This is a genomic window from Streptomyces alkaliterrae (assembly GCF_007097205.2).
Taxonomy (GTDB): Bacteria; Actinomycetota; Actinomycetes; order Streptomycetales; family Streptomycetaceae; genus Streptomyces; species Streptomyces alkaliterrae.
This window is the reverse complement of record NZ_VJYK02000059.1, coordinates 1-22,530: the sequence shown is the minus strand read 5'-3', so window position 1 is coordinate 22,530 and position 22,530 is coordinate 1. Positions and strand designations below refer to the sequence as shown.

Genomic DNA, 22,530 nt, shown 5'->3' with positions numbered 1-22,530 from the left:
TCCCACGCCAGGGCGGCGGTCGCCCCCACCGGCCGCCGCCCCTCCACCCGACGGAAGGTTCCCCGACGATGCGCTCCCTGGACACCGCGCGCGACACCTGCGAACGCGTCCATCCCGGCCTGTGCAAGGCGCTGGCCGACCTCCCCTACGCGGAACGCGAACGACCGGGCAGCCCGGTCGTCGACCTCTTCCGCACCCACGGCGGCATCGGCCTGCTCGTGCCGGCCGAGCACGGCGGGCACGGCGCCGACCCGGTCGAGGCGGTCCGCGTCACCCGGGCGCTCGGCTCGTACTCGCCGTCGCTGGCCGCCGGTACCGCGATGCACCACTTCACCGCCGCGATGCTGTTCTCGCTGGCCGAGACCGTCGGCCGGCTCACCGAACCGCAGCGGCGGCTGCTGGCGTCCATCGTCCCGGACCGGGTGCTGATGGCGTCCGGCTGGTCGGAGGGCCGTACCGAGCAGAACATCCTCAACCCGGCCGTCACCGCCGCGCCCGCGCCGCGGGGCGGCTTCCTGCTGAACGGTTCGAAGAAGCCGTGCAGTCTGGCGTCCTCGATGGACCTGCTGACCGCGAGCACCGCCGTGCCCGGCGCGGACGGCCGCCGGGAACTGGCGCTGGCGCTCGTCCCGGCAGACAGCCCGGGTCTCACCGTCCACCCGTTCTGGGGCAACGACGTGCTCGCGGCGGCCGAGAGCGACGAGGTGCGGCTGACCGACGTGCACGTGCCCGAGGACATGGTCGTGCGCACCACGCCGGACGACCCGAGCCGGCTGGACGACCTCCAGACCGCCGGCTTCGTCTGGTTCGAGCTGATCATCTCCGCCTGCTACGCGGGCGCCACCGCCGCCCTGGTGGACGAGGTGCTGGGCCGCGCCCGGGGCTCGGTGACCGACCGGGCCGCGCTCGCGGTGCGCTCCGAGGCGGCGTACGCGCTGCTGGAGGGCGCCGCCCGGGCGGTGCGGGACGGACTGTCCGGTGACGAGGCCGTCGCGGCCGTCCTGGTGGCCCGCTTCGCCGCCCAGGAGGCCATGGCGCACGCCGCCGACCAGGCCCTCGAACTGCTCGGCGGGATGGACTTCATCCACTCCTCCGACCACGCGCGGCTGGCCCGTTCGGTACGTCCGCTCGCCTTCCACCCGCCCTCCCGCGCGGCGGCGGCCGAGCCGCTGCTCGGGTACTTCGGCGGCGAGCCCCTCCAGCTTTCCTGACGAAGGAGCCATTCCAGTGACCATGACCTCGCCGGGCCCGGCGACCATCTCCAGTCCGCGGCCGCTCACCCCGCACTCCGCTCCCCCGGTCACCGTCGGCACCGCGCCCGACGGCGACCACGGCGAGCGGGAGGTACTGCGGCTGTACCGGGCGCACCTGAGCAAGGGCCGCGCCACCCTCGCCGAGCTGTTCGGCAGCCATATGGAGGTCGCCTCCGAGGGCGCCTGGCTGTGGACCAGCGACGGCGAACGCTTCCTCAACGTCGGCGGCTACGGCGTCTATCTGATGGGCGCCCGCCACCCGATCGTGATGGAGGAGGTCCAGCGTCAGCTGACCACCCACCCGACGGCGACCCGCATCCTGCTGGAGCCGACCGTCGCGTACGCGGCGGAGGCCCTGGTGTCCACGATGCCCGAGGGCCTGGACCGGGTGCACTTCGCGCTCTCCGGCGCCGAGGCCGTGGAGACGGGCCTGAAGCTGGCCCGCGCGCACGGCCGCCGCCGCATCGTCTCCATGGAGCGCGGCTACCACGGCAAGACGATGGGCGCGCTGACCGCGACCGCCAAGGAGGTCTACCAGAAGCCGTTCCGCCCGCTGCTGCCGGACGCCACGCATCTGCCGTTCGGCGACGCGGAGGCGCTGGAGCGGGAGCTTGTCGCTCATCCGGGTGAGTGCTGCGTCATCGTCGAGCCGGTGCAGGGCGAGGGCGGCGTGATCATCCCGCCGCGCGGCTACCTGCGCCGGGTCGAGGAACTGGTGCGTGAGCACGGCGGGTTCCTGATCCTCGACGAAGTGCAGTCCGGCATGGGCCGGCTCGGCGAGTGGTGGGGCGCGGACCTGGAGGGCGTGAAGCCGGACGTGCTGCTGACCGGCAAGGCCCTGGGCGGCGGCGTCGTCCCGGTGTCGGCGGCGGTCGCCACCCGGGCCGCGTTCCGGCCCTTCGACAAGGACCCGTACGTGCACACCTCGACGTTCTCCGGCCAGCCGCTGCTGATGGCGGCGGTCCGGGGCGCGATCCGGGCGGTGAAGGAGGAACGTCTCACCACCCGGGCCATGGACCTGGGCGCGGAGCTGCTGCCGCGCGTCCGGGAGATCGCCGAACGCACCATCCCCGACCTGGTCGTGGACGTGCGCGGGCAGGGCCTGCTGATCGGCGTCGAGCTGGTCGAGGCCGGACTCGCCGGCGAGCTGCTGATCGAACTGTTCAACAACGGGGTCGTCGCCAACCACTCGATGAACGGCAGCTCCGTCGTGCGGTTCACACCGCCGGCGGTGCTCACCGACAGCGACGTGGAGTACCTGCTCGACTCCTTCGAGAAGGCCTGCCGGGACCTGGTCTCCGGTCGGGCCACGATGCCCGAAAGCGTGAGGTGAGCGCGATGCGCCAGGTGGAACTCGAGGCTGTGGTGCGCGACGCGCGCGCCGAGGACGTGTTCGACGGGGTGGTCCGCTGGGACCGCTACCCCGAACTCGCCCCGCACGTACAGGAGACGACCGTGCACGCGACGCTGCCCGACCCGCGCGGCAGCTCCAGCTGGGCACTGCACTTCCGCAGCGGACTGCTGCGGTGGACGGAGGACGAGGTCTTCGACCGCGAGCGGCTGCGGATCGACTTCACACAGTCCGAGGGGGACTTCGACGAGTTCTCCGGAACGTGGCGGATCGAGCAGCGCGGCACGGACGTGTCGGTCCGCTTCACCTGCGAGTTCGACTTCGGCATCCCGAGTCTTGAGGGCATCCTCGACCCGATCGCCGAGCGGGTCATCAAGGAGACCGTCGCCTGGGCGGTCACCGGGATGTTCAACCGGGTCGAACTGGCCGAGGAGATGGACCTGTCGGAGCCGCTGGTGCAGGCCGCCACGACCGCGGAGGGCTGAGCCGTGGACCAGCGGAACGTCTTCGACACCCCGGTCACGGCCCGGCTGCACCGCGCCGAGTACCTGGTCGCGTTCGCCGTCACCACCGGATTCGCCGTCGCGCACCTGGACGAGATCCGCTGGCCGGTGGCGATCGCACTCTTCCTCTACATCGACGTCATCGGCTACATCCCGGGCGCCATCGCCTTCCACCGCAGCCGCACCAAACAGATCCACAAGGCGTACTACGTCCTGTACAACACGATGCACAGCCTGATCACGCAGGCGGCGGTGATCGGCGCCTGGTGCCTGTTCGTCGGCCCTGAGTGGGCGCTGCTGGCGATCCCGTGGCACCTGTTCGGCGACCGCGGCCTGTTCGGCAACTTCTACAAGCCGTTCGGGCTGCACTTCGAGCCGGTGACCGACCCCCGGTACGAGCAGCTGCTGAAGGAGGTCGCCGCGCGCTCCGGCAGCGGCCCCGTCGCCCCCGACCCGCTGCCCGCGCCGCTCGACGGGGCGACCGCCCCCGCCGAAGGGCCGGACGCCGACAGCACGCCGGACGCCGGGAGCGCGTCGGCCACGGACGGGAGCACGTCGGTGGCGGACCGGCCGGTCGCGGTGCCCGCGGCCGCGCCCGGCGGGACGGAACGATGAGCGCCCCGGCTGCCGCCCCGCCCCGGCCGGCGGCGGCCCGGCGGTCCCGGAGGAACGCCGTACTGCGGTCGATCGCCTCGGGCGTGGCGGTGCTCACCGCCCGCTCGGGGGAACGGCTGCACGGCACGACGGTCTCCACCCTGACCTCCGTCTCCCGCGACCCGCTGATCGTCGGCGTCTGCCTGCGGCCCGGCTCGGTACTGGCCGAACTCGCCCAACAGGAGGGCCGGTTCGCGGTGAACGTGCTGGGCTCGGAGCAGGCGGCGCTGGCCAGGTGGTTCGCCGACTCGGCCCGGCCGAAGGGTCGGGCCCAGTTCGACGGGCTCGACTGGTCGCCCGGCGCCGACCACGCCGACGGCGGCGCGCCGCTGCTCGGCGGCGCGGTCGCGCACCTGTCCTGCCGACTCGCCGGGTGTGTCCCGGTCGGCGACCACGAGGTGCTGCTCGGGCGGGTTGTCGCCGCCGCCGCGCAGGGCGGCGAACCGCTGCTGAGCTACGCCGGCGGCCTGCACGCCCCCGTACTGCGCGAACCACCGCCCGACGGCACCCTCCACGGCAAACAAGGCGACTACGAAGGTGAGAGAGGTTCCACCCGATGACTGCGACAACAGGGCCGACGCCACCCATCGCGCACGAGGCCGACTTCGACACCGCGCCCGGGCTGCTCGACGGCGCGAAGACGCTGGAGCTGACCGCCGAACGCTGCGACCTGGCCTACTGGTTCACCGACGTGGCGCAGGGCACCCTGCGCGGCCGGGGCGCCACCGGGCACACCGCGGACGCGGTCATCCCGGACTTCATGAAGGAGCCGGGTCCGCTGCGTGAGGCGATGGTGCTGGAACTCGGCTACCGCTCGCTGGCCGAGGAGATCGCCACCCGGCTGCTCGCCCACTACGTGGACCGCGCGCCCGGCGTGCCGGAGCTGGAGTTCTACGCCACCCAGATGATCGACGAGGCCCGGCACTCCCGGGTCTTCCGCAACCACCTCGCCGAACTGGGCATGCCCCGCGAGACGTTGGTCGCCGACATCGCGGAGATGTCCGCCGACTACCGCCGCCGCGTGCTGGACCCGGTGGAGGAGTTCACCCTCGACATCATCCGCGACCAGGGCGACTTCGCCGGCGGCGTGGCCGTGTTCACCATCGTCATCGAGGGCGTGCTGGCACCGGCGGCCGAGCTGAGCGAACGCAAGTGGGACCGGCTCGACCCGGCCGCCGCCGAGTTGTCCCGGACGGCCGCCATCGACGAGATCCGGCACCTGGCGGTCGGCAGCGCGATCCTGCGCGACCATCTGGTCGCCCACCCCGAGTACCGGCCCCGGCTGATGGAGATCCTGCGCGCCGGCCGCAAGCTGTGGGACGAGGTGCCCGACCGGGAGTTCGTGATCCACCGCGAGGAGCTGTTCCAGCAGGGCATGGAGCAGCACGCGGACGTGGTCGGCGACTACGAGCTGTGGCCCGGCCGCCGCATGCTCGACACCACGCCCGAGGAGCGCTACGACACCGCCGAGCGCTGGACGGACGAGATGGCCGAGGTCCGCATGGCCTACATGGGCCTCGAGGACGCCGTCGGCATCCTGTCCGGGAAGGGCTGAGGGCGCCGTGGCGGCGGCCCGTCGGCCGGCGGCACCGGCCCGCCCGCCCGCACCCGCGGCCGTGCTGTGCGGGGTGGGCGGCTGGGTGCCGCCGAGGGAGGTGACCAACGCCGAGCTGAGCCGGCGGCTGGACACCTCGGACGAGTGGATACGCTCCCGGACCGGTATCCGCGAGCGGCGGATGATCAACCCCGGCGAGGCCACCTCCGACCTGGCGGTGGAGGCCGGACGGCTGGCGCTGAAGTCGTCCGGCGAGGCGGACGCCGACGCCGTGGTGCTGGCGACCACCACACCCGACCGGCCGTGCCCCGGCACCGCGCCCGAGGTGGCGCACCGGCTCGGCCTGACCGGCGCGGCGGCGTTCGACGTCTCGGCGGTGTGCACCGGCTTCCTGTACGCGCTGGCCGCCGGCCAGGGCCTGATCGCCGCGGGCACCGCCCGCCGGGTGCTGGTGATCGCGGCGGACGCGTTCACCACGATCATCGACCCGGCCGACCGCGGCACGGCGGTGATCTTCGCCGACGGCGCGGGCGCGGTGGTGCTGCGCGCGGGCGGGCCCGACGAACCGGGCGCGCTCGGCCGGGTGGTGCTGGGCAGCGACGGCGAGCGGGCGGAGCTGATCCAGGTGCCGGCCGGCGGCTCCCGGCAGCGCTCCACCGGCCGACCCGCGCCGGCGCGGGACCACTACTTCCAGATGCGCGGCCGTGAGACGTTCCGGCAGGCCGTCGGGCACATGTCGGCGGCCTCCCGGGCGGCGGTCGCCGACGCCGGCTGGCGGCTGGCGGACGTGGACCGGGTCGTCGCGCACCAGGCGAACGCCCGCATCCTGGCGGCCGTAGCCGACGAGTTGGAGCTGGCCGAGGACCGGCTGCTGTCGAACATCGCGCACGTCGGCAACACAGGCGGGGCCAGCATCCCGCTGCTGCTCGCCCAGGCGCAGGAGGGTCTGCCGTCGGTGTCCGGAGGTCGGCTCGCGGCCGGCGACCGACTGCTGCTGACCGCCTTCGGCGCGGGCCTTGCCTGGGGCGCCACCGCCCTGCTCTGGCCCGACCTGCCCGGCTGACCCGCCCGGCCGACCGGGCCTGGAACAACGTCCAAGACCCCCGAACCACAACGCACCCCACAAGAAGGAGAACGCCGTGTTCGACACTCTCAGGAACATCCTCGTCGACAAGCTCAAGGTCAGCCCGGACCTGATCACCGCCGAGGCCACGCCCGAGGAGATCGACCTCGACTCGCTGGCCATCGTCGAGCTGTCCCTGGTCCTCCAGAAGGAGTTGGGCATCGAGATCAGCGACGACGAACTGACCGAGGCCGAGACCGTTGGCGACATCGTCCGGCTGATGGACGAGCGGAGTGCCAGGGTCTGATGGCTGCCACGTCCGGATTCGAGGCGGCCGTCACCGGACTGGGAATGGTCACCCCCGCCGGGGTGGGCACCAAGGAGAACTGGTCGGCCGTCCGCGCGGGCGTCTCCCGCGCGGCGGTCGACCCGTCCCTGGACCCGAGTCCGGTCCAACTGGCCTGTCGCGTCACCGAGTTCGACGCCGGACGGCTGCTCGGCGAGCGGCGCGCGCTGCGACTGGACCCGTTTGTCCACTTCGCGCTCGTCGCCGCTGCCGAGGCGCTGTCCGACGCCGGACTCGACCCGGCCACCTGGGACGGCGCCCGGGTGGGCGTCGTCCTGGGCACCGCCGACGGCGGGCCGGGCACGGTGGAGGCCCAGCACCGCGTGATGCTGGAGGAGGGCGGGCGCTGGGTGTCCCCGCTGCTGCTGCCGATGCAGCTGCCCAACATGCTCGCCGGGCAGCTCGCCATCGAGTACGGCTGCACGGGGCCGAACCTGGTGGTCGCCACGGCCTGCGCCTCCGGCGCGAGCGCCATCGGCACCGCGCGCGACCTGCTCGCCGCCGACCGCTGCGACGTCGTGCTCACCGGCGGCAGCGAGGCCATGCTGACGCCGCTGCTCATGTCGGGCTTCGCGCAGATGGGCGCGCTGTCCCGGCGGCAGGACGACCCGGCGGCGGCCTCCCGGCCGTTCGACGCCGACCGGGACGGCTTTGTCGCCGGGGAGGGCGCCGGCGTGCTCGTCATGGAACGCGCCGCGGACGCCCGGGCGCGCGGCGCCACCGTGCACGGCCGGATCGTCGGCTACGGCGCCAGTGCCGACGCCCACCACATGACCAAGCCGCGCGCCGACGGCCGCGGCACCGAGGCCGCCGTGCGGGCGGCGCTGGCCGACGCCGGCCTGGAGCCGTCGGCGATCGGCCACGTCAACGCGCACGGCACCGCGACCCCGCTCAACGACCTGGTGGAGGGCCGCATGATCGAACGGGTGCTGCCGCACGGCCCGCGGGTCACCTCCACCAAGGGCGTGACCGGGCATCTGCTCGGCGCCTCCGGCGCGATCGAGACGATCTACACCCTGCTGGCCCTCAAGCACGGCGTGGCCCCGCCGACCGCCAACCTGACCCGGCGCGACGACCGCATCGACATCAACGTGTCCGCCCGACAGGAGCCGCTGGAGACGGAGTTCGCGCTCAACAACTCCTTCGGCTTCGGCGGCCAGAACGCCGTCCTGGTCGCCGCCGCCCCCTGACGACCGGCCGACCGGCCCCGGGCCGCGTCGGCGGACCCTGTCAGCGGGCCGTCAGCGACCCGTCAGGAGGCGGTCAAACACCCCTGCGACGCTGCGTCAAGACACCTGTACCCAGCGCTATCACCCGCGCGCCACCCGACGCACACCGACCCAGCCCGACCCAGAGAGAAAACGGGAGACTCCCCATGACGACCTACAGCCCGACGACCGGGGCGGCGGCGACGGCCGCGCCCGAGGCGGCCCGCCCGCTGCGTATGTTCCTCACCCTCGACGCCGTCGTCACCGGCGGCAACGGTCTGATCTACCTGGCGCTGTCCGGCCCGGTCGGCGACCTGCTGGGCCTGAACTCCGGCTTCCTCGTCGGTATCGGCGCCTTCCTGCTGGCCTACGGCGTCTTCGTCGGCGCGCTGGCGGCCCGGCCGGTGCCGCCGGTCACCGGCACCAAGCTGGTCATCGACGCCAACGCGCTGTGGGCGGTGGCGAGCATCGCCGCGCTGCTGCTGTGGCTGGAGCCGAGCGCGGTCGGCGCGTTCTGGATTCCGGCGCAGGCCCTCGTGGTGGGCGCGTTCGCCGCGCTCCAGCACGTCTCGCTGAAGAAGATGCGCGAGGCGGGCGTACGCTGAGCCGCCTTCCCGCGCCCGCGACGAAGGGGCGGTACCGGTCTCCCGGTACCGCCCCTTCCGCGTCGCCGCCGCCCGGCGTCAGCTCCGGGCGAAGTCCAGCAGGTCGCGGGTGAGGCGTTCGGCGTGTGTCACGAAGAGGCCGTGTGCCGCGCCCTCGTAGACCTCGAGACGGGCGTCCGGCAGCAGTTCGGCGGTGGGCGGCCCGCACAGCGCGAACGGACTGCCGACGTCGGCGTCGCCGTGCACCACCAGCGTCGGCACGTCCACCTTGGGGAGCTCGGCGCGGAAGTCCTCGGTCAGCAGCGTCCGGTACAGCGCATCCGCGGCGTGCGGTGAGGTGTCCAGCGCGATGCGCGCGTAGTGCGCGCGGAGTTCGGCGGAGACCGGCACGCTGTCCGCGTCGGCCGCCGGACCGCCGAAGAACGGCAAGGTCAACTCGGCCAGGAAGCGCGCCCGGTCGGCGCGCATCGCGGCGAGGACGGGTTCGTAGTCGGCCGGGGCGAGACCGTGCGGGTTGTCGTCGGCGCGGGAGAGGAACGGCGTCGTCGACGCGGCCAGCACCAACCGGCTCACCCGGCGCGAGCCGTGCCTGGTGAGGTGGCGGACCGCCTCGCCGCCGCCCATGGCGTAGCCGACGAGCGTGACGTCCCGCAGGTCGAGGGCGTCCAGCACGGCGGCGAGATCGTCGGCGAGGGTGTCGTAGTCGTAGCCGTTCCAGGGGCGGTCCGAGCGGCCGCAGCCGCGTCGGTCGACGGCCACCGTGCGCAGCCCCGCGGCGGCCAGCGGGCCCGCCTGGTGCTCCCACTGCCGGGAGTCGAGCATGGCGGTGGCGAGCAGCACGACGGGCGGGCCGCTCCCCCAGTCCTGTACGTGCAGCCGGGTGCCGTCGCCGGCCACGACGGTCGGCGTGTGGTTCCGGTCGGTCATCTCCTCGTCCTCTCTTCTCACCAGGTCACCGGGAGGCCGTGCAGGCCGTAGAACACCGTCTCGCGGCGGAACGGGACGTCCTCGCGGGCGCAGGCCAGCCGCAGTCCGGGGAAGCGGGTGAACAGCGAGCGCAGCGCCAGTTCGATCTCCAGGCGGGCGAGCGGCGCGCCGAGGCAGTAGTGCGGTCCGATGCCCCACTGCAGGTGCTCGCTCGTGTCCCGGTGCACGTCGAGCCGGCCGGGGTCGGGGAAGACCTCCTCGTCCCAGTTGCCGCCGGGGATGGAGACGACCACGGCGTCGCCCTTCGCCATTCGCACGCCGCCCACCTCCATGTCCTCCAGGCACATGCGGAGGATGGCGTCCTGCGAGATGGACCAGTAGCGCATCGACTCCTCGATGTACTGCGGCAGCAGCTTGCCGTCGTCGGCCAGCACCTCCTCGCGCAGCGAGTCGTCCAGCAGCAGGCTCAGCGTGCTCAGCGCGATCTGGTTGGTGGTGGTCTCGTGGCCGGCGACCAGCACGAGCGTGCTGACGCCCATCGCCTCGTCGACGGTGATCCGACCGTCGTTCACGTGCCCGGCCAGCTTGCTCATGATGTCGTCCGCGGGCTCGTGCCGCTTGTGTTCGATGAGGCCGCGCAGGATGCCGGTCAGTTCGAGGTAGGCGTGGTAGGAGCGCTCGGGGTCGCCCTGGCCGATGGTCACCCGGGTGAGCGCGACGAACTCGTGCGAGCGCTCGGCGGGCACGCCCAGCAGGCGGGCGATGACCAGCGTCGGCAGCCGGGTGGAGAAGTTCTCGCAGAGGTCGGCCGGCCGGTCCTGGGCGGCGAGCCCGTCCAGCAGTTCGTCGATCAGCTGCTGGATGCCCGGGGTGAGCGTCCGGACGCGCCGGGCGGTGAACTCGGAGGTGATCAGCGTGCGCAGCCGCCCGTGCTCGGGCGGGTCCATCCGCAGGAAGGAGCTGGGGCGTTCGCCCGGCGGCAGCTGGATGCGCACCGGTGCGCCCTCCAGCCCCTCGTCGGCGCTCATCCGCGGGTCCATCAACGCCTGTCTCACATCCGCGTGCCGGGTCACCAGCCAGGCCCGGCGCGCCGGTACGGCACCCTCGGGGATGCGCACCGCGCACGGCGGCTGGGCGCGCAGCTCGGCCAGCTCCGGTGGCACGCTCATCGGGCAGGTCCGCTTGAAGGGCCAGTCGAGCACGTTCTCCTGGCTGTCCAGCGTTTGGTTGTCCGGCATACGGGACGCTCCTTCGGCTGATCCGGGGGTGGCGGTGCGTCATGCCGTGACCGGCCGCGTCCGGCTTCGAGGCGCGGCGCTGCTGCGCGTGCCGGGCCGTCGCGACGGTCGGACGCTGCCGGTGCGGCATTGTGCGGGTGCGGGCACCTCCGGCCGGACGGGTAGGCCGGGCCGAGGGCGCCCACGCGTACTGTGCGGACCGCGCCTGACGCGGTTCTGACCCGCCGCTGACCTGCGGGGGTGGCGCCCGTCCCGGGGCCACGACGACCGCCCCGCCCGCCCCTTCGACGGGGACGGGCGGGGCGGCGGCGCGGTGGCGGCGCGGTGGCGGCGTGGTGGGACGCGGGTCAGCCGACGGGCGTGGCGAGGCGGTCGAGGTGGCGGGCGAAGTCGCCGGTGACCGCGGCGGCGTGGTTGTCGATGTAGAAGTGCCCACCGGAGAACTCGCGGTGGCCCAGGTAGCGGGGGCTGCGGACCCGCCAGTGGGTCATCGCGTCCGGGCTCTCCTGCAGCGGGTCGGAGCGACCGCCGTAGGAGACGAGCGGGCAGTTCACGGTACGGCCGTCGTCCTCGTACTGCGCGGCGACCAGCAGGTCGGCACGCAGCGCCGGGACGACCAGCGCCAGCATCTCCGGGTTGTCGTAGATCTCGGCCGGGAAGGAGCCCAACTTCTTGATCCACTCGACGAGTTCCGGCTCCGGCATCCGGCTCTGCTCCTCGGTGGGCTGGAAGAAGCCGATCGGCGACCAGCCGGAGGTGCCGAGCAGCGCCGGGGCGGGCAGGCCGTCCTCCTCCAGCCGCACGGTCAGCCGGTAGGCGAGCTGGGCGCCGAGGCAGTGGCCGAAGAAGGCGAACGGCCGGTCGTCGAGCTCCGCGACGACCGCCTCGTAGAGTGCGTCGAGCAGCGGGTCCCAGCGGTCGAAGCTCTGCTCCTCACGGCGGTTGTGGCGGCCCGGCAGCGTGACGGCCTGCGCGGCGACCGTGGGCGGCAGCAGCTCGCCCCAGTCCCGGTAGATGATCGCCCCGCTGCCGGCGTGCGGCAGCAGGAACAGTCGGGTGGTCGCCTCGTCGGCGGGCTCCACGGGGTGGAACCAGTGGCCCTCGGCGGACATCTCCGATGCCGGACTCTCCAACACGGTCTCTCCTCGGGTTCGTTCGGGCGTGTGCGGCGGGTGTGGTGCGTGCGGCGGGTATGGCGTGTGTGGCGCGCGTGTGTGGGTACGTGCCGAGGGCCGGTCAGTCGGCGGAGGCCTCGCGGAGCGCCGGCAGCAGCCGTTCGGCGATCTGCGCGAGCTGCGGCGCCGGGTCGAGCGAGCCGATCCGGATCACGATGTGCCGGGCGCCCTCCCTGACGTAGCCGGCCAGCCACTCGGCGCACTCCTCCGCGCTGCCCCAGCCGTAGGCCTGGATGGTCGACATGGCCTGGAGGGTGCGGCCGTAGTAGTGCTCGATGTAGTGCTCCAGCTCCTTCTTCGCGGCGTCGGCGTTGTCGTCGACGGTGAGCGTCGCGTACAGGCCGGGCGTGACGGCGTCCGCCGGGCGGCCCTCGGCCACGGCGAGTTCGGCGATCCGCCGGCGGGCGTGGCCGTAGGACTCGGCGGACGGCAGGAACGGCAGCCAGCCGTCGTAGTGCCGCGCCACCCGGGCCAGTACGCGCGGGGTGTCGCTGCCGGCCAGCCACAGCGGCGGGCCGCCGGGGGTGAGCGGACGCGGCAGCCGGTCCAGGCCCTCGGCCTGCCAGTGCCGCCCGGCGAAGTCGCTTTCCGCGCCCGCCTCGTGGCTGCGCCAGGCGGTCCGCCACAGCCGGACGATCTCGTCCAGCCGCCCGGCCCGGCCGGCGAACGAGGCGCCGACGGCCGCGAACTCCTCCTCGGTCTCCGGCACCGGGAAGCCCGATCCGAGCCCGAGCACCAGCCGGGAGCCGCAGACGTGGTCGAGCGCGGAGAGCATGTTGGCGCCGATCAGCGGGTGCCGCAGCGCCGGGGTGAGGGCGGCGGTGCCCAGCGTGATCCGGTCGGTGGCGGCACCGGCGGCGGCAAGCACCACCAGCGGGTCGAGGCGGGGGCGGGCGATCAGCGAGTCGCCCGTCCACAGCGAGTCGAAGCCCAGCTCCTCGGCGCGGCGCGCGAAGTCGAGCAGCGGGTTGGCCGCGAAGTCGCCGGTGATGGCCTGCTCCCGGGTCGGCAGCAGGACGCCGACACTCAGCGGTGTGCGAGGCGTGTGCATGGGGATGCGTCCCTTCGGGGTACGGGGTCGGACATTCAGCCGGCCGACTTCTGCAGGCGGTCGCGCACCTCGCGGCGCAGCACCTTGCCGGACGGGTTGCGCGGCAGGGCGTCGGCGAAGTGGTAGGCGCAGGGGATCTTGTAGTCGGCGATGCGGCCGTGCAGGAACGTCATCAGCTCGCGCGGCGTCGCGGTCGCGCCGGGCCGCAGGACGACCTGCGCGTGGACCATCTCGCCCCACCGCGGGTCCGGCAGCCCGACCACCGCGCAGTCCGCGACCGCCGGATGCTCGGAGAGCTGCTTCTCCACCTCGGCCGGGTAGATGTTCTGGCCGCCCGCGATGATCGTGTCGTTGATCCGGTCGCAGAGGAACAGGTAGCCGTCCGCGTCCAGGTAGCCGGCGTCGCCCATGTGCAGCCACTCGCCGACGAGCGTGGCCGCGGTGGCCTCCGGCAGGTTCCAGTAGCCGAGCATCCGGGAGGGCGCGCGGACGCAGACCTGGCCGATCTCGCCCGGCGGCAGCTCCCGCCCCTCCCGGTCGACGATCCGCAGCTCGTTGCCGGGGCAGGCCCGGCCCGCGGAGGTCAGCAGCGGGCTGCCGGGGCGGTGCGCCTCGGGCGGCAGGCAGACGGCCACGCTGCCGGTCTCGGTGCTGGCGTAGATCTGCGCGAGTTCGCAGCCGAAGACCTCCATGCTCCGGCGCAGCAGCCCCTCCGAGATCGGCGCGGCGCCGTAGGCGATCTTCCGCAGCGAGCGGAACGTCTCCGGTCCGGCGCCGGGCTCGTCGAGCATCATCCGGAGCATGGCGGGCGCGGCGAACGTCGTGGTCACGCCGTGGGTCTCGATGAGCCGCACGGCGTCCTGCGGGAAGAACATCCGCATCACGACGTTCGTCGCGCCGGCGCAGAAGCCGTGCAGGAACCAGCCGAGTCCGGCGATGCCGAAGCCGGGCAGGGAGATGAGGTTGACGTCGTCGGCCCGCCAGTCGATCCACTCCACGCCGGCCTCGGCCATCGCCGCCGGGAGGGTGAAGAAGCTGCGCTGGGCCAGCACCACGCCCTTGGGCAGTCCGGTGGTGCCGCTGGTGTAGATCTGGGCGACGGCGTCGTCGGGGCCGGTGCCGGGGTCGAGGTCGTCGTCCGGGCTGTCGGCGGACCAGGCGCGCAGTCCGGCGTCCCGCTCCGGGGCGGGGTCGGCGGCAGCGTCGGGCCCGTCTGCCACGTCGGTGGTCACCACGCGTCGCAGCGCGGGGAGTTCGGCCCGGACGCGTTCGGCGGTTCCGCGGAACTCCCGCTCCGTGAAGAGGACTTCGGCACCGGAGTCGCGCAGGATGTGGTCGACCTCGCCGGCCGTGAGCCGCCAGTTGACGGGGACGATCACCGCGCCCGCCTTGGCGCAGGCCAGCACCAGCGCGTAGTAGTGCTCGGACTCCCGGCCCAGGTAGGCGACGCGGGCTCCGGCGGTGACGCCGTCGGCGAGCAGCGCGTGCGCGAGCCGGTTGCTCCAGCGGTGCAGCGCGGCGTAGTCGACGACCCGGTCCTCGCAGCGCACGGCGGGGTGGTCGGCCCGGTCTCGGGCGTGCCGGGCGGAGCGGTGGCTGAGCGTCCAGCCGTCCCGGTCGGTCGCGGGGGTGGCAGAAGTGCCAGGGGTGGCGGGTGTGGTGTGTGTGGTGGTCATGCCGCCGCCTCCTGCGGGACGAGTCGGCCGTGCAGGAAGTCGCTCAGCTCGCGCACGGACGGGTGGTCGAAGGCGAGAGAGGCCGGCAGCGAGAGCCCGAACGCCTTCTCCAGACCGCCCCTGACCTCCATTCCCATCAGCGAGTCCAGACCGAGGGAGACGAACTTCGCGTCGTGGTCCAGCGGGTCGTCCGGGGCCATCCGCAGTGCGGCGGCGACCTTCCCGGCGACCAGCGCGGTGATCTGCTCACCGCGCTCCCGTGCGGGCAGCTTCAGCAGCTCGGCCACGTCGACGGCGGCCTCGCCGTCCTCGTCCGCGTCGCCGACGCCGACCAGCCGCTCGTAGAGGCGGTTGTCGACGGGCGTGGCCTCGGTGTACCGCCGCCAGTCGACCTCGCCGACCACCCGGCGCACGGCGCCGCTGCCGATCATGCCCTCCAGGGCGCGCAGGGCACGAGTGGGCGAGAAGAACTGGATGCCGCCGCGCACGATCTCCCGGCCCAGGTTGTCGTCGAGCCGGGCCGACATGCCCACACTCGCCCAGGCACCCCAGTTCGCCGCCGTCGCGGGCAGGCCGGAGGCGGCGCGCCACTCGGTGAGCGCGTCGAGGAACGCGCTGGCACCCGCGTAGTGCGCCTGGGTGGCGCCGCCGATGACCGAGGCGATGGAGGAGTAGCAGACGAAGAAGTCCAGTTCGGGCAGATGAGCGGTGGCCTCGTGCAGCAGCCAGCCGCCGTAGACCTTCGGGCCGAACTGCTCGTCGATCTCCTCCCAGGTCAGCGCCGACACCAGTTGCTTGCCGATCGCACCGGCGGCGTGCACCACACCGCCCACCGGGACGTCCAGCGCGTCGAGTTCGCCGCTCAGCCGGGCCACGTCGGCCGCGCGGCCGACGTCGGCGCGGGGGAGGTGGACGGCGGCCCGCTCGGAGAGTTCCGCCAGCACCTCGGCGGCCTCCGGGGTCGGCCGGCCGCTGCGGCTGACCAGCGCCAGATGGCGGGCACCGGCGTCGACCAGCGCACGCGCGGTGACCAGGCCGAGTCCGCCCAGACCGCCGGTGACGACGTACAGCCTGTCCGCCCGCACCCGGGTGCCGGACGGCTCCGGCGTGCCGGTCTCCGGGAGCAGCACGGGCACCGCTCGCGGACCGTCCTCGCGAGCCAACAGCCTCAGCGCCTCGTCGAGTTCGTCGAGCGTGACGGGCTCGGCCGTGGCTCCGGGGGCGGCCGTACGGGCGGCGGCCGGTGCGGCGGCGGTCCGGCCCTCGGGCGCGGGGGCGACGTCGGCCGCCCGGACGGTGAGCGTGCGGCGCAGGGCGCCCTCGGCGCGCACCAGGACCCGGTCGCCGACGGCCGTCCCTTCGACGCCGGGGCCGACGTCCGTCACCGTGCCGTACGCGCCACTGCCCAGCGGCGCACCCGGCTCCTCGGCGGCCCGCCGCACGTCGTCGCCGGTGAGCGCGGCGGAGTGCACCGCGACGGTCAACTCACCCTGACCCGCCTTGGGTTCGGTGGCAGGCAGCACAACCGGTCGGTCGTCCTCGGCGGCGTGGACCGCGAAGCCGCCGGCGAACGCAGGGCTCCGGTCGCCCGCCAGCAGTCGGCGGACATGGCGGCGGCCGTCCCGGTAGGCGACCTGGAACTCCCCGCGCTCCTCGGGCAGTTCGCCGACGAGCAGTTCGTCCACCAGCTCGGTGGGCGGGCCGCCGGGCAGGTCGAGCAGCGTCACACGCAGGTGCGGGTACTCGTTGAGCAGGGTGTGGCCGAAGCCCCACAGGGTGGCGGCGGCCAGTCGGTCGCCCACGCCCGGTGCGTCGCCGGGGAGGAGTTGGGCACGTTCGGTGACCAGCCACAGCCGCGGCGAGCCGCCGGCGGCGTCCAGCGCGGCGACCGTGGCCAGCAGCGAGCGGTAGTTGCGTTCGCACTCGGCCCGCAGCCGATCGGCGGCACCGTCGGCGGCACCGACGTTCTCCGCGTCGTCCCCGGCGCCGTGGTGCCAGAACCAGCAGACGTCGGTGACCGAGGCGTCCAGCGGGGCGCCGCTGATGTCCGTCGTCGCGGTGAGGCGGATTCCGGCCCGCTCGGCTGACGCCGTCAGCGTCTCGGCGTCGGCGCAGGGCGGCAGTACCGCCACCGCGTGACGCGCGCCGTCGGCGGTGCCGGTGGGCGCGGCGGTGCGGCGCAGCCAGCGCGGCCGGTGCAGGAAGTGCCGTCCGGCGCCCGCGACTTCGGCGGTGCGTGCCAGTCGGACGCCGGTCAGCTCGGCCACCGGATCGTCGCCGTCCCACAGGGTGACGTCGGCGGTGCGCTCGACGACCGGGGCGCCGTCGGCGTGCGCCGCCTCGGGCCCGGCGGCGGTGAGGCTCGCCGCGACCGTGAGCCGGCTGCCGCGCGGCTTCTTGTGCAGCCGTACGGCGGCGAAGCCGACGGGTCGCAGCGCGGGGCCGTCCGGCTGGTCGACTGTCAGCGTGTGCAGGGCGCCTTCCAGGACCGGCAGCGGCAGTTGCTGGAGGCCGCCGGCCGGTTCGGTGTCCAGTTCGCCGAGCAGTGTGCCGTCCGGCAGGCGACCGACCCGGCGCACGGATCGAAGCTCGTCACCGACGTCCTGGCCGGCGGCGGTGAGGTCGGTGTAGACGTCCACGCCGGGTGTCCAGCGGGCCGCGTCGGCGGCGGTCGACGGCGGCACGAGGTGTTCGGCGGCGGCGGTCGTCGGCTCCAGCAGCGCGGTGACGTGCGTTGTCTCCTCGTCCCCGGCGATGCTCAGCACCGCCACCCGTGCGCGGCCGTCGGGCAGCGGTTCCAGGCGGGTGCGCAGCTCGACGGTGGCGGCGGTGTCGGACTCCTCGGGCAGCGGCAGCGGTGCGGCCACCGTCAGTTCGCGCAGCACCACGCGGGTGTGGCCGTGCACGGCGTCGGCCAGGGCGAGCAGCAGTTCGACCCAGCCCGCGACGGGCAGTTCGGGCCCTCCGGGGCCGCGCAGCCCGCGCAGTGCGCCGAGCTGCTGGGCGCCGCACACGGTCGCGAACTCGCGGACGCCGTCCTCCCGGGGGCGCTCGGCGCCGAGCAGCGGGTGGTGGACGGGCCCGGTGGCCGAACCGGCGCCTGCCGCGCCCGGCTTGCCGACCGGCAGCCAGTGCCGCCTGCGCTGGAAGGCGTAGGTGGGCAGGGTGAGCCGGCCGGGGTCGTGGCCGCGGTGGTAGCCGGACCAGTCGACGGCGAGCCCGGCCGCGTAGTAGTCGGCGAGGGCCCGGACCAGCGTGTCGCCCGTGGTGTCCTTGCGGTGCAGGGACGGCAGCCACAGGTGGTCCTCGACCGGGAGGCAGCGCTTGGCCAGCGCGGTCAGCGCGGTCGCCGGGCCGACCTCGACGAGGGCGTGCCGCCCGCGTTTGGCGAGCGCCCGGACGCCGTCCATGAAGCGCACCGGCTCGCCGATGTGCCGCACCCAGTAGTCGACGTTCCCGATGTCGGAGAGCCGGGCCGCCTTGCCGGTGACGTTCGAGAACAGCGTGATCTGAGGGGCGCGGAAGGTGAGGTCGGCGAGCTCCGCGCGGAACTCGTCGTACACCTCGGCCATCTGCGGGGAGTGGAAGGCGTGCGAGACGGTCAGCCGGTCGACGCGCAGGCCGTCGGCGGTGAGCTTGGCGCACAGGTCGTCGAGGGCGTCGCTGTCGCCGGAGACCACGCACTGGTCGGGCGCGTTGATCGCGGCGAGGGCCAGTCCGGGGTGGTCGGCCAGCAGCGGCTCGACGTCGGCGGCGGACGCGCCGACGGCCGCCATGCCGCCGCGCGCGCGGACCGACTGCATCAGCCGCGACCGCACGGCGACCAGCCGTACCGCGTCCGGCAGGTCGAGGACGCCGGCCACGGCGGCCGCCGTCACCTCGCCGATGCTGTGGCCGATCAGCGCCTGCGGGCGCACTCCCCAGGACATCCACAGCCGGGCCAGGGCGTACTCGAGAGTGAACAGGGCCGGTTGGGTGTGCGAGGTGCGGGCGAGCAGCTCGACGGGGACGTCCCGGTCGGTGATCAGCTCGCGGACGGAGAAGTCCACGTGGTCGGCGAACAGCCGGTCGCACGCGTCGACCTGCTCGCGGAACTCCAATTGGCGTGCGTAGAGCGCGGCGCCCATGCCCGGGTACTGCGAGCCCTGCCCGGTGAACAGGAACGCCGTGCGGCGGATGCGGGAGGACTGGGGGCGGCGCTCGCGTGCCAGCTCCGCGTCGAGGAAGGCGCGCAGCTCGTCGGCGTCGGCGACCGGCGCGGCCAGCCTGCTGGGGAAGTGGGCGCGGCCGACGTGCGCGGTGAAGCACAGCGCGTCGAGGTCGACGTCCGGGCGGTCGTCGAGGAACGCCCGGTAGTTCTCCAGCTGCCCGACCAGCGCGGGCTCGGACTTGGCGGAGACGGTGAACAGCTTCGGCGGCGCCGGGGCCTCCGTCGCGCGCGGCTGCTCGGCGGCGAGCTCCGGGGCCTGTTCGAGGACGGCCGCGCCGATCGTGCCGGCGAATCCGAAGCTGTTCACCAGTGCGCGGCGCACGCCCGGCGGATAGGGGGTGCACTCGGTCGGCACCTTCACCGCGTACACGTCCCAGGGAATCCGACCCGAGGGGTTGCTGAGGTTCAGGTGCGGGTAGATCGTGCCGCTGCCGAGCTGGAGGACGGCCTTGATGACGCCGACGATGCCGGAGGCCGGCTCCATGTGGCCGAGGTTCGTCTTCACCGAGCCGACGAGCAGCGGGTTGTCCCCGTCGTGGCCGGGCGCGAACGCGTCGTTGATGGCGCCGAGTTCGATGGGGTCGCCGAGCGGTGTGCCGGTACCGTGCGCCTCGACGTACTGGATGTCGGCCGGGCCGAGCAGTGCGGCGGCCATCGCGCGGCGCATGACCTCCTCCTGCGCGACGCCGTTCGGTACGGTCAGCCCGGCGCTGTCGCCGTCCTGGCCGACGGCGGTGCCGCGCACCACGGCCAGCACCCGGTCACCGTCCCGCACCGCGTCGGTGAGCCGTTTCAGCACGATGATCCCGCAGCCCTCGGCACGCACGTAGCCGTCGGCGGCCTCGTCGAACGTCTTGCACTGGCCGTCCGGCGCGAGCATGTTGGCGTGGCTGAACATCACCGGGATACGCGGGTGGTGCAGCGCGTTGACGCCACCGCACAGCGCGATGTCCGTCTCCCGGTTCCGCAGTCCCTGCACCGCCATGTGCAGCGCCGCCAACGACGACGAGCAGGCCGTGTCGACGCTGACGCTCGGGCCGCGCCAGCCCAGGAAGTAGGACAGCCGCCCGGAGAGCGGGAACATCGTGATGCCCGACGCCAGATGGCCGTCCAGCTGCTCGTAGGGCAGTGCGTCCAGCTCCAGCGCGTAGTCGATCGAGCTGGCCCCGATGTAGACGCCGCCGTTGCCGCGCCGGGAGGCGCTGGGGTCGATGTTGGCGTGCTCCAGCGCCTTCCAGGCCGTCTCCAGCACCATCCGCTGCTGCGGATCGATGTACTGGGCCTCCTTGGGCGAGATGTTGAAGAACGGCGCGTCGAAGAGGTCGATGCGGTCGAGGAAGCCGCCGCCGGTGGTGCGGATGCGGCCCTTCTCCTCCGGGTCCGGGCTGGCCGGGTCGCTCGGCGAGAAGCGCTCGACGTCCCAGCGGTCCTCCGGCAGCGGACTGATGCCGGAGGCGCCGTCGCGGAGCAGCGCGTCGAACTCCTCCGGGGAGTCGCAGCCGCCCGGGAAGCGCAGCCCGATGCCGACGACGGCGATCGGCTCGTGCTTGGCGGTCAGCAGCTCGTCGGCGTCCGCGGCGGACTCCAGGGCAGGAGCCAGCGCGGAACGCAGATAGGCGTCGAGTGCGGCGGGGCGTTCGGCGGGGCGTTCGGCGGTCACGCGGAGACCTCCAGCGCGTTGTCGAGGTAGGCCACGAGCTGTTCGATCGTGGGCTGGTTGAACAGCGCGGTGGCGTCGATGTCCAGGCCGAGTTCGCGCTCCAGGCCCTGCTTGACGTCCATCAGCCGCAGCGAGGTCAGCCCGAGGTCGAAGAAGCTGACGTCGACCGGCAGCTCCTCGTCCTCGTCCATCAGCAGCACTCGGCGGAACGCGGTGAGGGCCAGGTCCTCCAGGGCCTCGGCGCGCTCCTGCGGCGGAAGTCCGCGGAGGCGTTCCTGTGTCAGGGCGGCGTTTGTCATCTCGGCCCCCGTAGTCCGGCGGTTGGGAAGGGTTGTGCGCCCAGGCAAACAGGACGAACTGACAGCCACCTGATGAGCACCTGATGCCGCGCTGATCGGACGTCGGTTCCTGCCGACACGACAGACCCCCGGCGCCGGGGCGCCGGGGGTTCGGGTCGTCCGGGTCGTTCGGGCCGCGGGTCAGCCCAGGTCGCGGCCCACCGGGCGCATCCGCCGCCACAGCACGGCGGCGCACGCCGCGAACACCACCAGCGGCACCAGGCCCAGCACGAACGCCTCCCCGTAGGAGTCGCCGCGCGCCAGCGCCGGGAAGAACACCGTGCCCGCGATGGCGACGCCGAGGGCCGCGCCGCCCTCCTGCATGGTGTTGACGGCGCCGGAGGCCGACGCCGCGTGCTCGCCCGCCACACCCGCCAGCACGGCACCGGTCAGCGGGCCCGTGGTCATACCCATGCCGAGGCCGGCGACCAGCAGCGCCGGGATCGTCCACACCGCGCTGGTGCCCTCCCCCAGCGCGAGCACCAGCACACCCAGCAGCACGTAGCCGACCCCGAGCGTCACCGGGCCGAGCCCGGTCGCCCGCGGGCCGATCCGCGCCGACAGCAGCGACGCCCCGAAGTAGCCGATTCCCAGCGGCAGGAACAGCAGACCCGACTCCAGCGGCGAGTAGCCCCGGCCCTGCTGGAGGAAGTAGGCCAGCAGGAAGAAGAAGGAGCCCATCGCCATGAAGTAGCTGACCAGCGCGACAAGTCCGACGGAGAAGCTGCGCTGCCGGAACAACGCGAGGTCCACCAGCGGCGAGCCGCCCTGCCGGGTCAACCGCCGCAGATGCGCCACGAACAGCCAGAACAGCGGGACGGAGGCCGCCAGCGCGGCCCACCCCCACACCGGCCAGCCGCTCTCGTGCCCCTGCACCAGCGGGTACACCACGGCGACCAGCGCGACCGTCACCAACACCGCGCCGACGAGGTCCAGTCGGGCGCGGCCGTCGCCTCGCGACTCCGGCACCACGCGGGCCGTGAAGAACAGCGCGACGGCGCAGACCGGCAGGTTGATCAGGAAGATCGTGCGCCAGCCCAGCCCGGCGATGTCGCTGCTGATCAGGACACCGCCGACCAGTTGGCCGAACACCCCGGCCAGTCCGACGGCCAGCCCGTAGGCGTTGAACGCCTTGCCGCGCTGCTCGCCCTCGTACGTCGAGCTGAGGATGCCGAGCACCTGCGGTACCAGCAGCGCCGCCGCGATCCCCTGCGCCACGCGGGCGGCGATCAGCGCCTCCGGGCTGCCGGCGATGCCGCAGGCCAGGGAGGCCAGCGTGAACAGCGCCAGGCCGAGCGCGTACATGCGGCGGCGCCCGTACAGGTCGCCCAGCCGGCCGCCGGTGATCATTCCGGCGGTGAAGGCGACGCCGTAGCCGATGATCACCATCTGCGCCTGCGCGGTACTCGCGCCGAGATCGCTCTGGATCGACGGCACGGCGACGTTCACGATGAAGTAGTCGAGGACGGTGATGAAGGCGCCGGTCAGCACGACCAGGAGGGTGGCCCAGGAGGCCGCTCCGCCCGGCGGCGCCATGGTCGGTCGGGTCGACGAGCTGCCGGCGGCGGGGGCCGGCTGTGCCTCGGTGGTCATGTGTGAAGCTCCAGGTCGATGGCGTGGGTTGGTCAGCCCTACCGGACCTTGACCGCTCCCGCTGACGTAGCGCTGACGCACCGCTGACACGTCCCCGACCCCGCCCCTTCCCGCTTCCTGGGGC

18 protein-coding genes are annotated in these 22,530 nt (G+C 73.7%); 10 read left to right on the top strand and 8 right to left on the bottom strand.

Features of this window, described 5'->3' with window-relative positions; genetic code table 11:
* From FNX44_RS08120 to FNX44_RS08075, 10 genes are all read left to right on the top strand, one after another.
* Positions 1 to 1,211: acyl-CoA dehydrogenase family protein (locus tag FNX44_RS08120; protein WP_323369133.1), on the top strand; the 1,211-nt coding region annotated here is incomplete at its 5' end.
* A 22-nt stretch (positions 1,212 to 1,233) separates the two neighbouring features.
* Positions 1,234 to 2,586, top strand: a complete 1,353-nt coding sequence (locus FNX44_RS08115) for an aspartate aminotransferase family protein (protein WP_143647307.1) — start codon at positions 1,234 to 1,236, stop codon at positions 2,584 to 2,586.
* A 5-nt stretch (positions 2,587 to 2,591) separates the two neighbouring features.
* Entirely contained in the window at positions 2,592 to 3,089 is a 498-nt protein-coding gene (locus FNX44_RS08110) for a type II toxin-antitoxin system RatA family toxin (RefSeq protein ID WP_143647301.1), read from the top strand.
* A gap of 3 nt (positions 3,090 to 3,092) precedes the next feature.
* Positions 3,093 to 3,722, top strand: a complete 630-nt coding sequence (locus FNX44_RS28860) for a hypothetical protein (protein WP_323369131.1) — start codon at positions 3,093 to 3,095, stop codon at positions 3,720 to 3,722.
* The gene (locus FNX44_RS08100; protein ID WP_143647300.1) at positions 3,719 to 4,321 is read left to right on the top strand and encodes a flavin reductase family protein; all 603 of its coding nucleotides are present in this window, start codon (positions 3,719 to 3,721) and stop codon (positions 4,319 to 4,321) included. The genes FNX44_RS28860 and FNX44_RS08100 overlap by 4 nt, the downstream gene beginning before the upstream one ends.
* The gene (locus tag FNX44_RS08095; protein WP_143647299.1) at positions 4,318 to 5,316 is read left to right on the top strand and encodes a ferritin family protein; all 999 of its coding nucleotides are present in this window, start codon (positions 4,318 to 4,320) and stop codon (positions 5,314 to 5,316) included. The genes FNX44_RS08100 and FNX44_RS08095 overlap by 4 nt, the downstream gene beginning before the upstream one ends.
* A 7-nt stretch (positions 5,317 to 5,323) precedes the next feature.
* Positions 5,324 to 6,379, top strand: coding sequence for a beta-ketoacyl-ACP synthase III (locus FNX44_RS08090; protein ID WP_143647298.1), 1,056 nt, complete (start codon positions 5,324 to 5,326; stop codon positions 6,377 to 6,379).
* 76 nt (positions 6,380 to 6,455) lie between these two features.
* Complete coding sequence (locus FNX44_RS28855; RefSeq protein ID WP_143647297.1) at positions 6,456 to 6,686, top strand: acyl carrier protein; 231 nt, start codon at positions 6,456 to 6,458, stop codon at positions 6,684 to 6,686.
* Entirely contained in the window at positions 6,686 to 7,915 is a 1,230-nt protein-coding gene (locus FNX44_RS08080) for a beta-ketoacyl-[acyl-carrier-protein] synthase family protein (protein WP_143647296.1), read from the top strand. The genes FNX44_RS28855 and FNX44_RS08080 overlap by 1 nt, the downstream gene beginning before the upstream one ends.
* A 185-nt stretch (positions 7,916 to 8,100) precedes the next feature.
* Positions 8,101 to 8,538, top strand: a complete 438-nt coding sequence (locus FNX44_RS08075; RefSeq protein WP_173019133.1) for a hypothetical protein — start codon at positions 8,101 to 8,103, stop codon at positions 8,536 to 8,538.
* Between the two features lie 78 nt (positions 8,539 to 8,616).
* On the opposite strand, the gene FNX44_RS08070 is transcribed toward FNX44_RS08075, so the two are convergent.
* From FNX44_RS08070 to FNX44_RS08035, 8 genes are all read right to left on the bottom strand, one after another.
* Positions 8,617 to 9,465 carry an alpha/beta fold hydrolase gene (locus tag FNX44_RS08070; protein WP_143647295.1) on the bottom strand — a complete coding sequence of 283 codons (849 nt, stop codon included), beginning with the start codon at positions 9,463 to 9,465 and terminating at the stop codon, positions 8,617 to 8,619.
* A gap of 17 nt (positions 9,466 to 9,482) precedes the next feature.
* Positions 9,483 to 10,703, bottom strand: coding sequence for a cytochrome P450 (locus FNX44_RS08065; protein WP_143647294.1), 1,221 nt, complete (start codon positions 10,701 to 10,703; stop codon positions 9,483 to 9,485).
* Positions 10,704 to 11,050: 347 nt separating this feature from the next.
* Positions 11,051 to 11,815 carry a thioesterase II family protein gene (locus tag FNX44_RS08060; protein ID WP_143647305.1) on the bottom strand — a complete coding sequence of 255 codons (765 nt, stop codon included), beginning with the start codon at positions 11,813 to 11,815 and terminating at the stop codon, positions 11,051 to 11,053.
* A gap of 124 nt (positions 11,816 to 11,939) precedes the next feature.
* Entirely contained in the window at positions 11,940 to 12,929 is a 990-nt protein-coding gene (locus FNX44_RS08055; protein ID WP_143647293.1) for an LLM class flavin-dependent oxidoreductase, read from the bottom strand.
* A gap of 35 nt (positions 12,930 to 12,964) precedes the next feature.
* Entirely contained in the window at positions 12,965 to 14,605 is a 1,641-nt protein-coding gene (locus FNX44_RS08050) for a fatty acid--CoA ligase (protein ID WP_143647292.1), read from the bottom strand.
* Positions 14,602 to 20,403 carry a type I polyketide synthase gene (locus FNX44_RS08045; RefSeq protein ID WP_143647304.1) on the bottom strand — a complete coding sequence of 1,934 codons (5,802 nt, stop codon included), beginning with the start codon at positions 20,401 to 20,403 and terminating at the stop codon, positions 14,602 to 14,604. Before FNX44_RS08045 ends, FNX44_RS08050 begins: the two co-directional genes overlap by 4 nt.
* Before the next feature lie 68 nt (positions 20,404 to 20,471).
* Entirely contained in the window at positions 20,472 to 20,774 is a 303-nt protein-coding gene (locus FNX44_RS08040; protein WP_143647291.1) for an acyl carrier protein, read from the bottom strand.
* A gap of 180 nt (positions 20,775 to 20,954) precedes the next feature.
* Positions 20,955 to 22,406, bottom strand: coding sequence for an MFS transporter (locus FNX44_RS08035; protein WP_228449745.1), 1,452 nt, complete (start codon positions 22,404 to 22,406; stop codon positions 20,955 to 20,957).
* Positions 22,407 to 22,530: the final 124 nt, after the last annotated feature.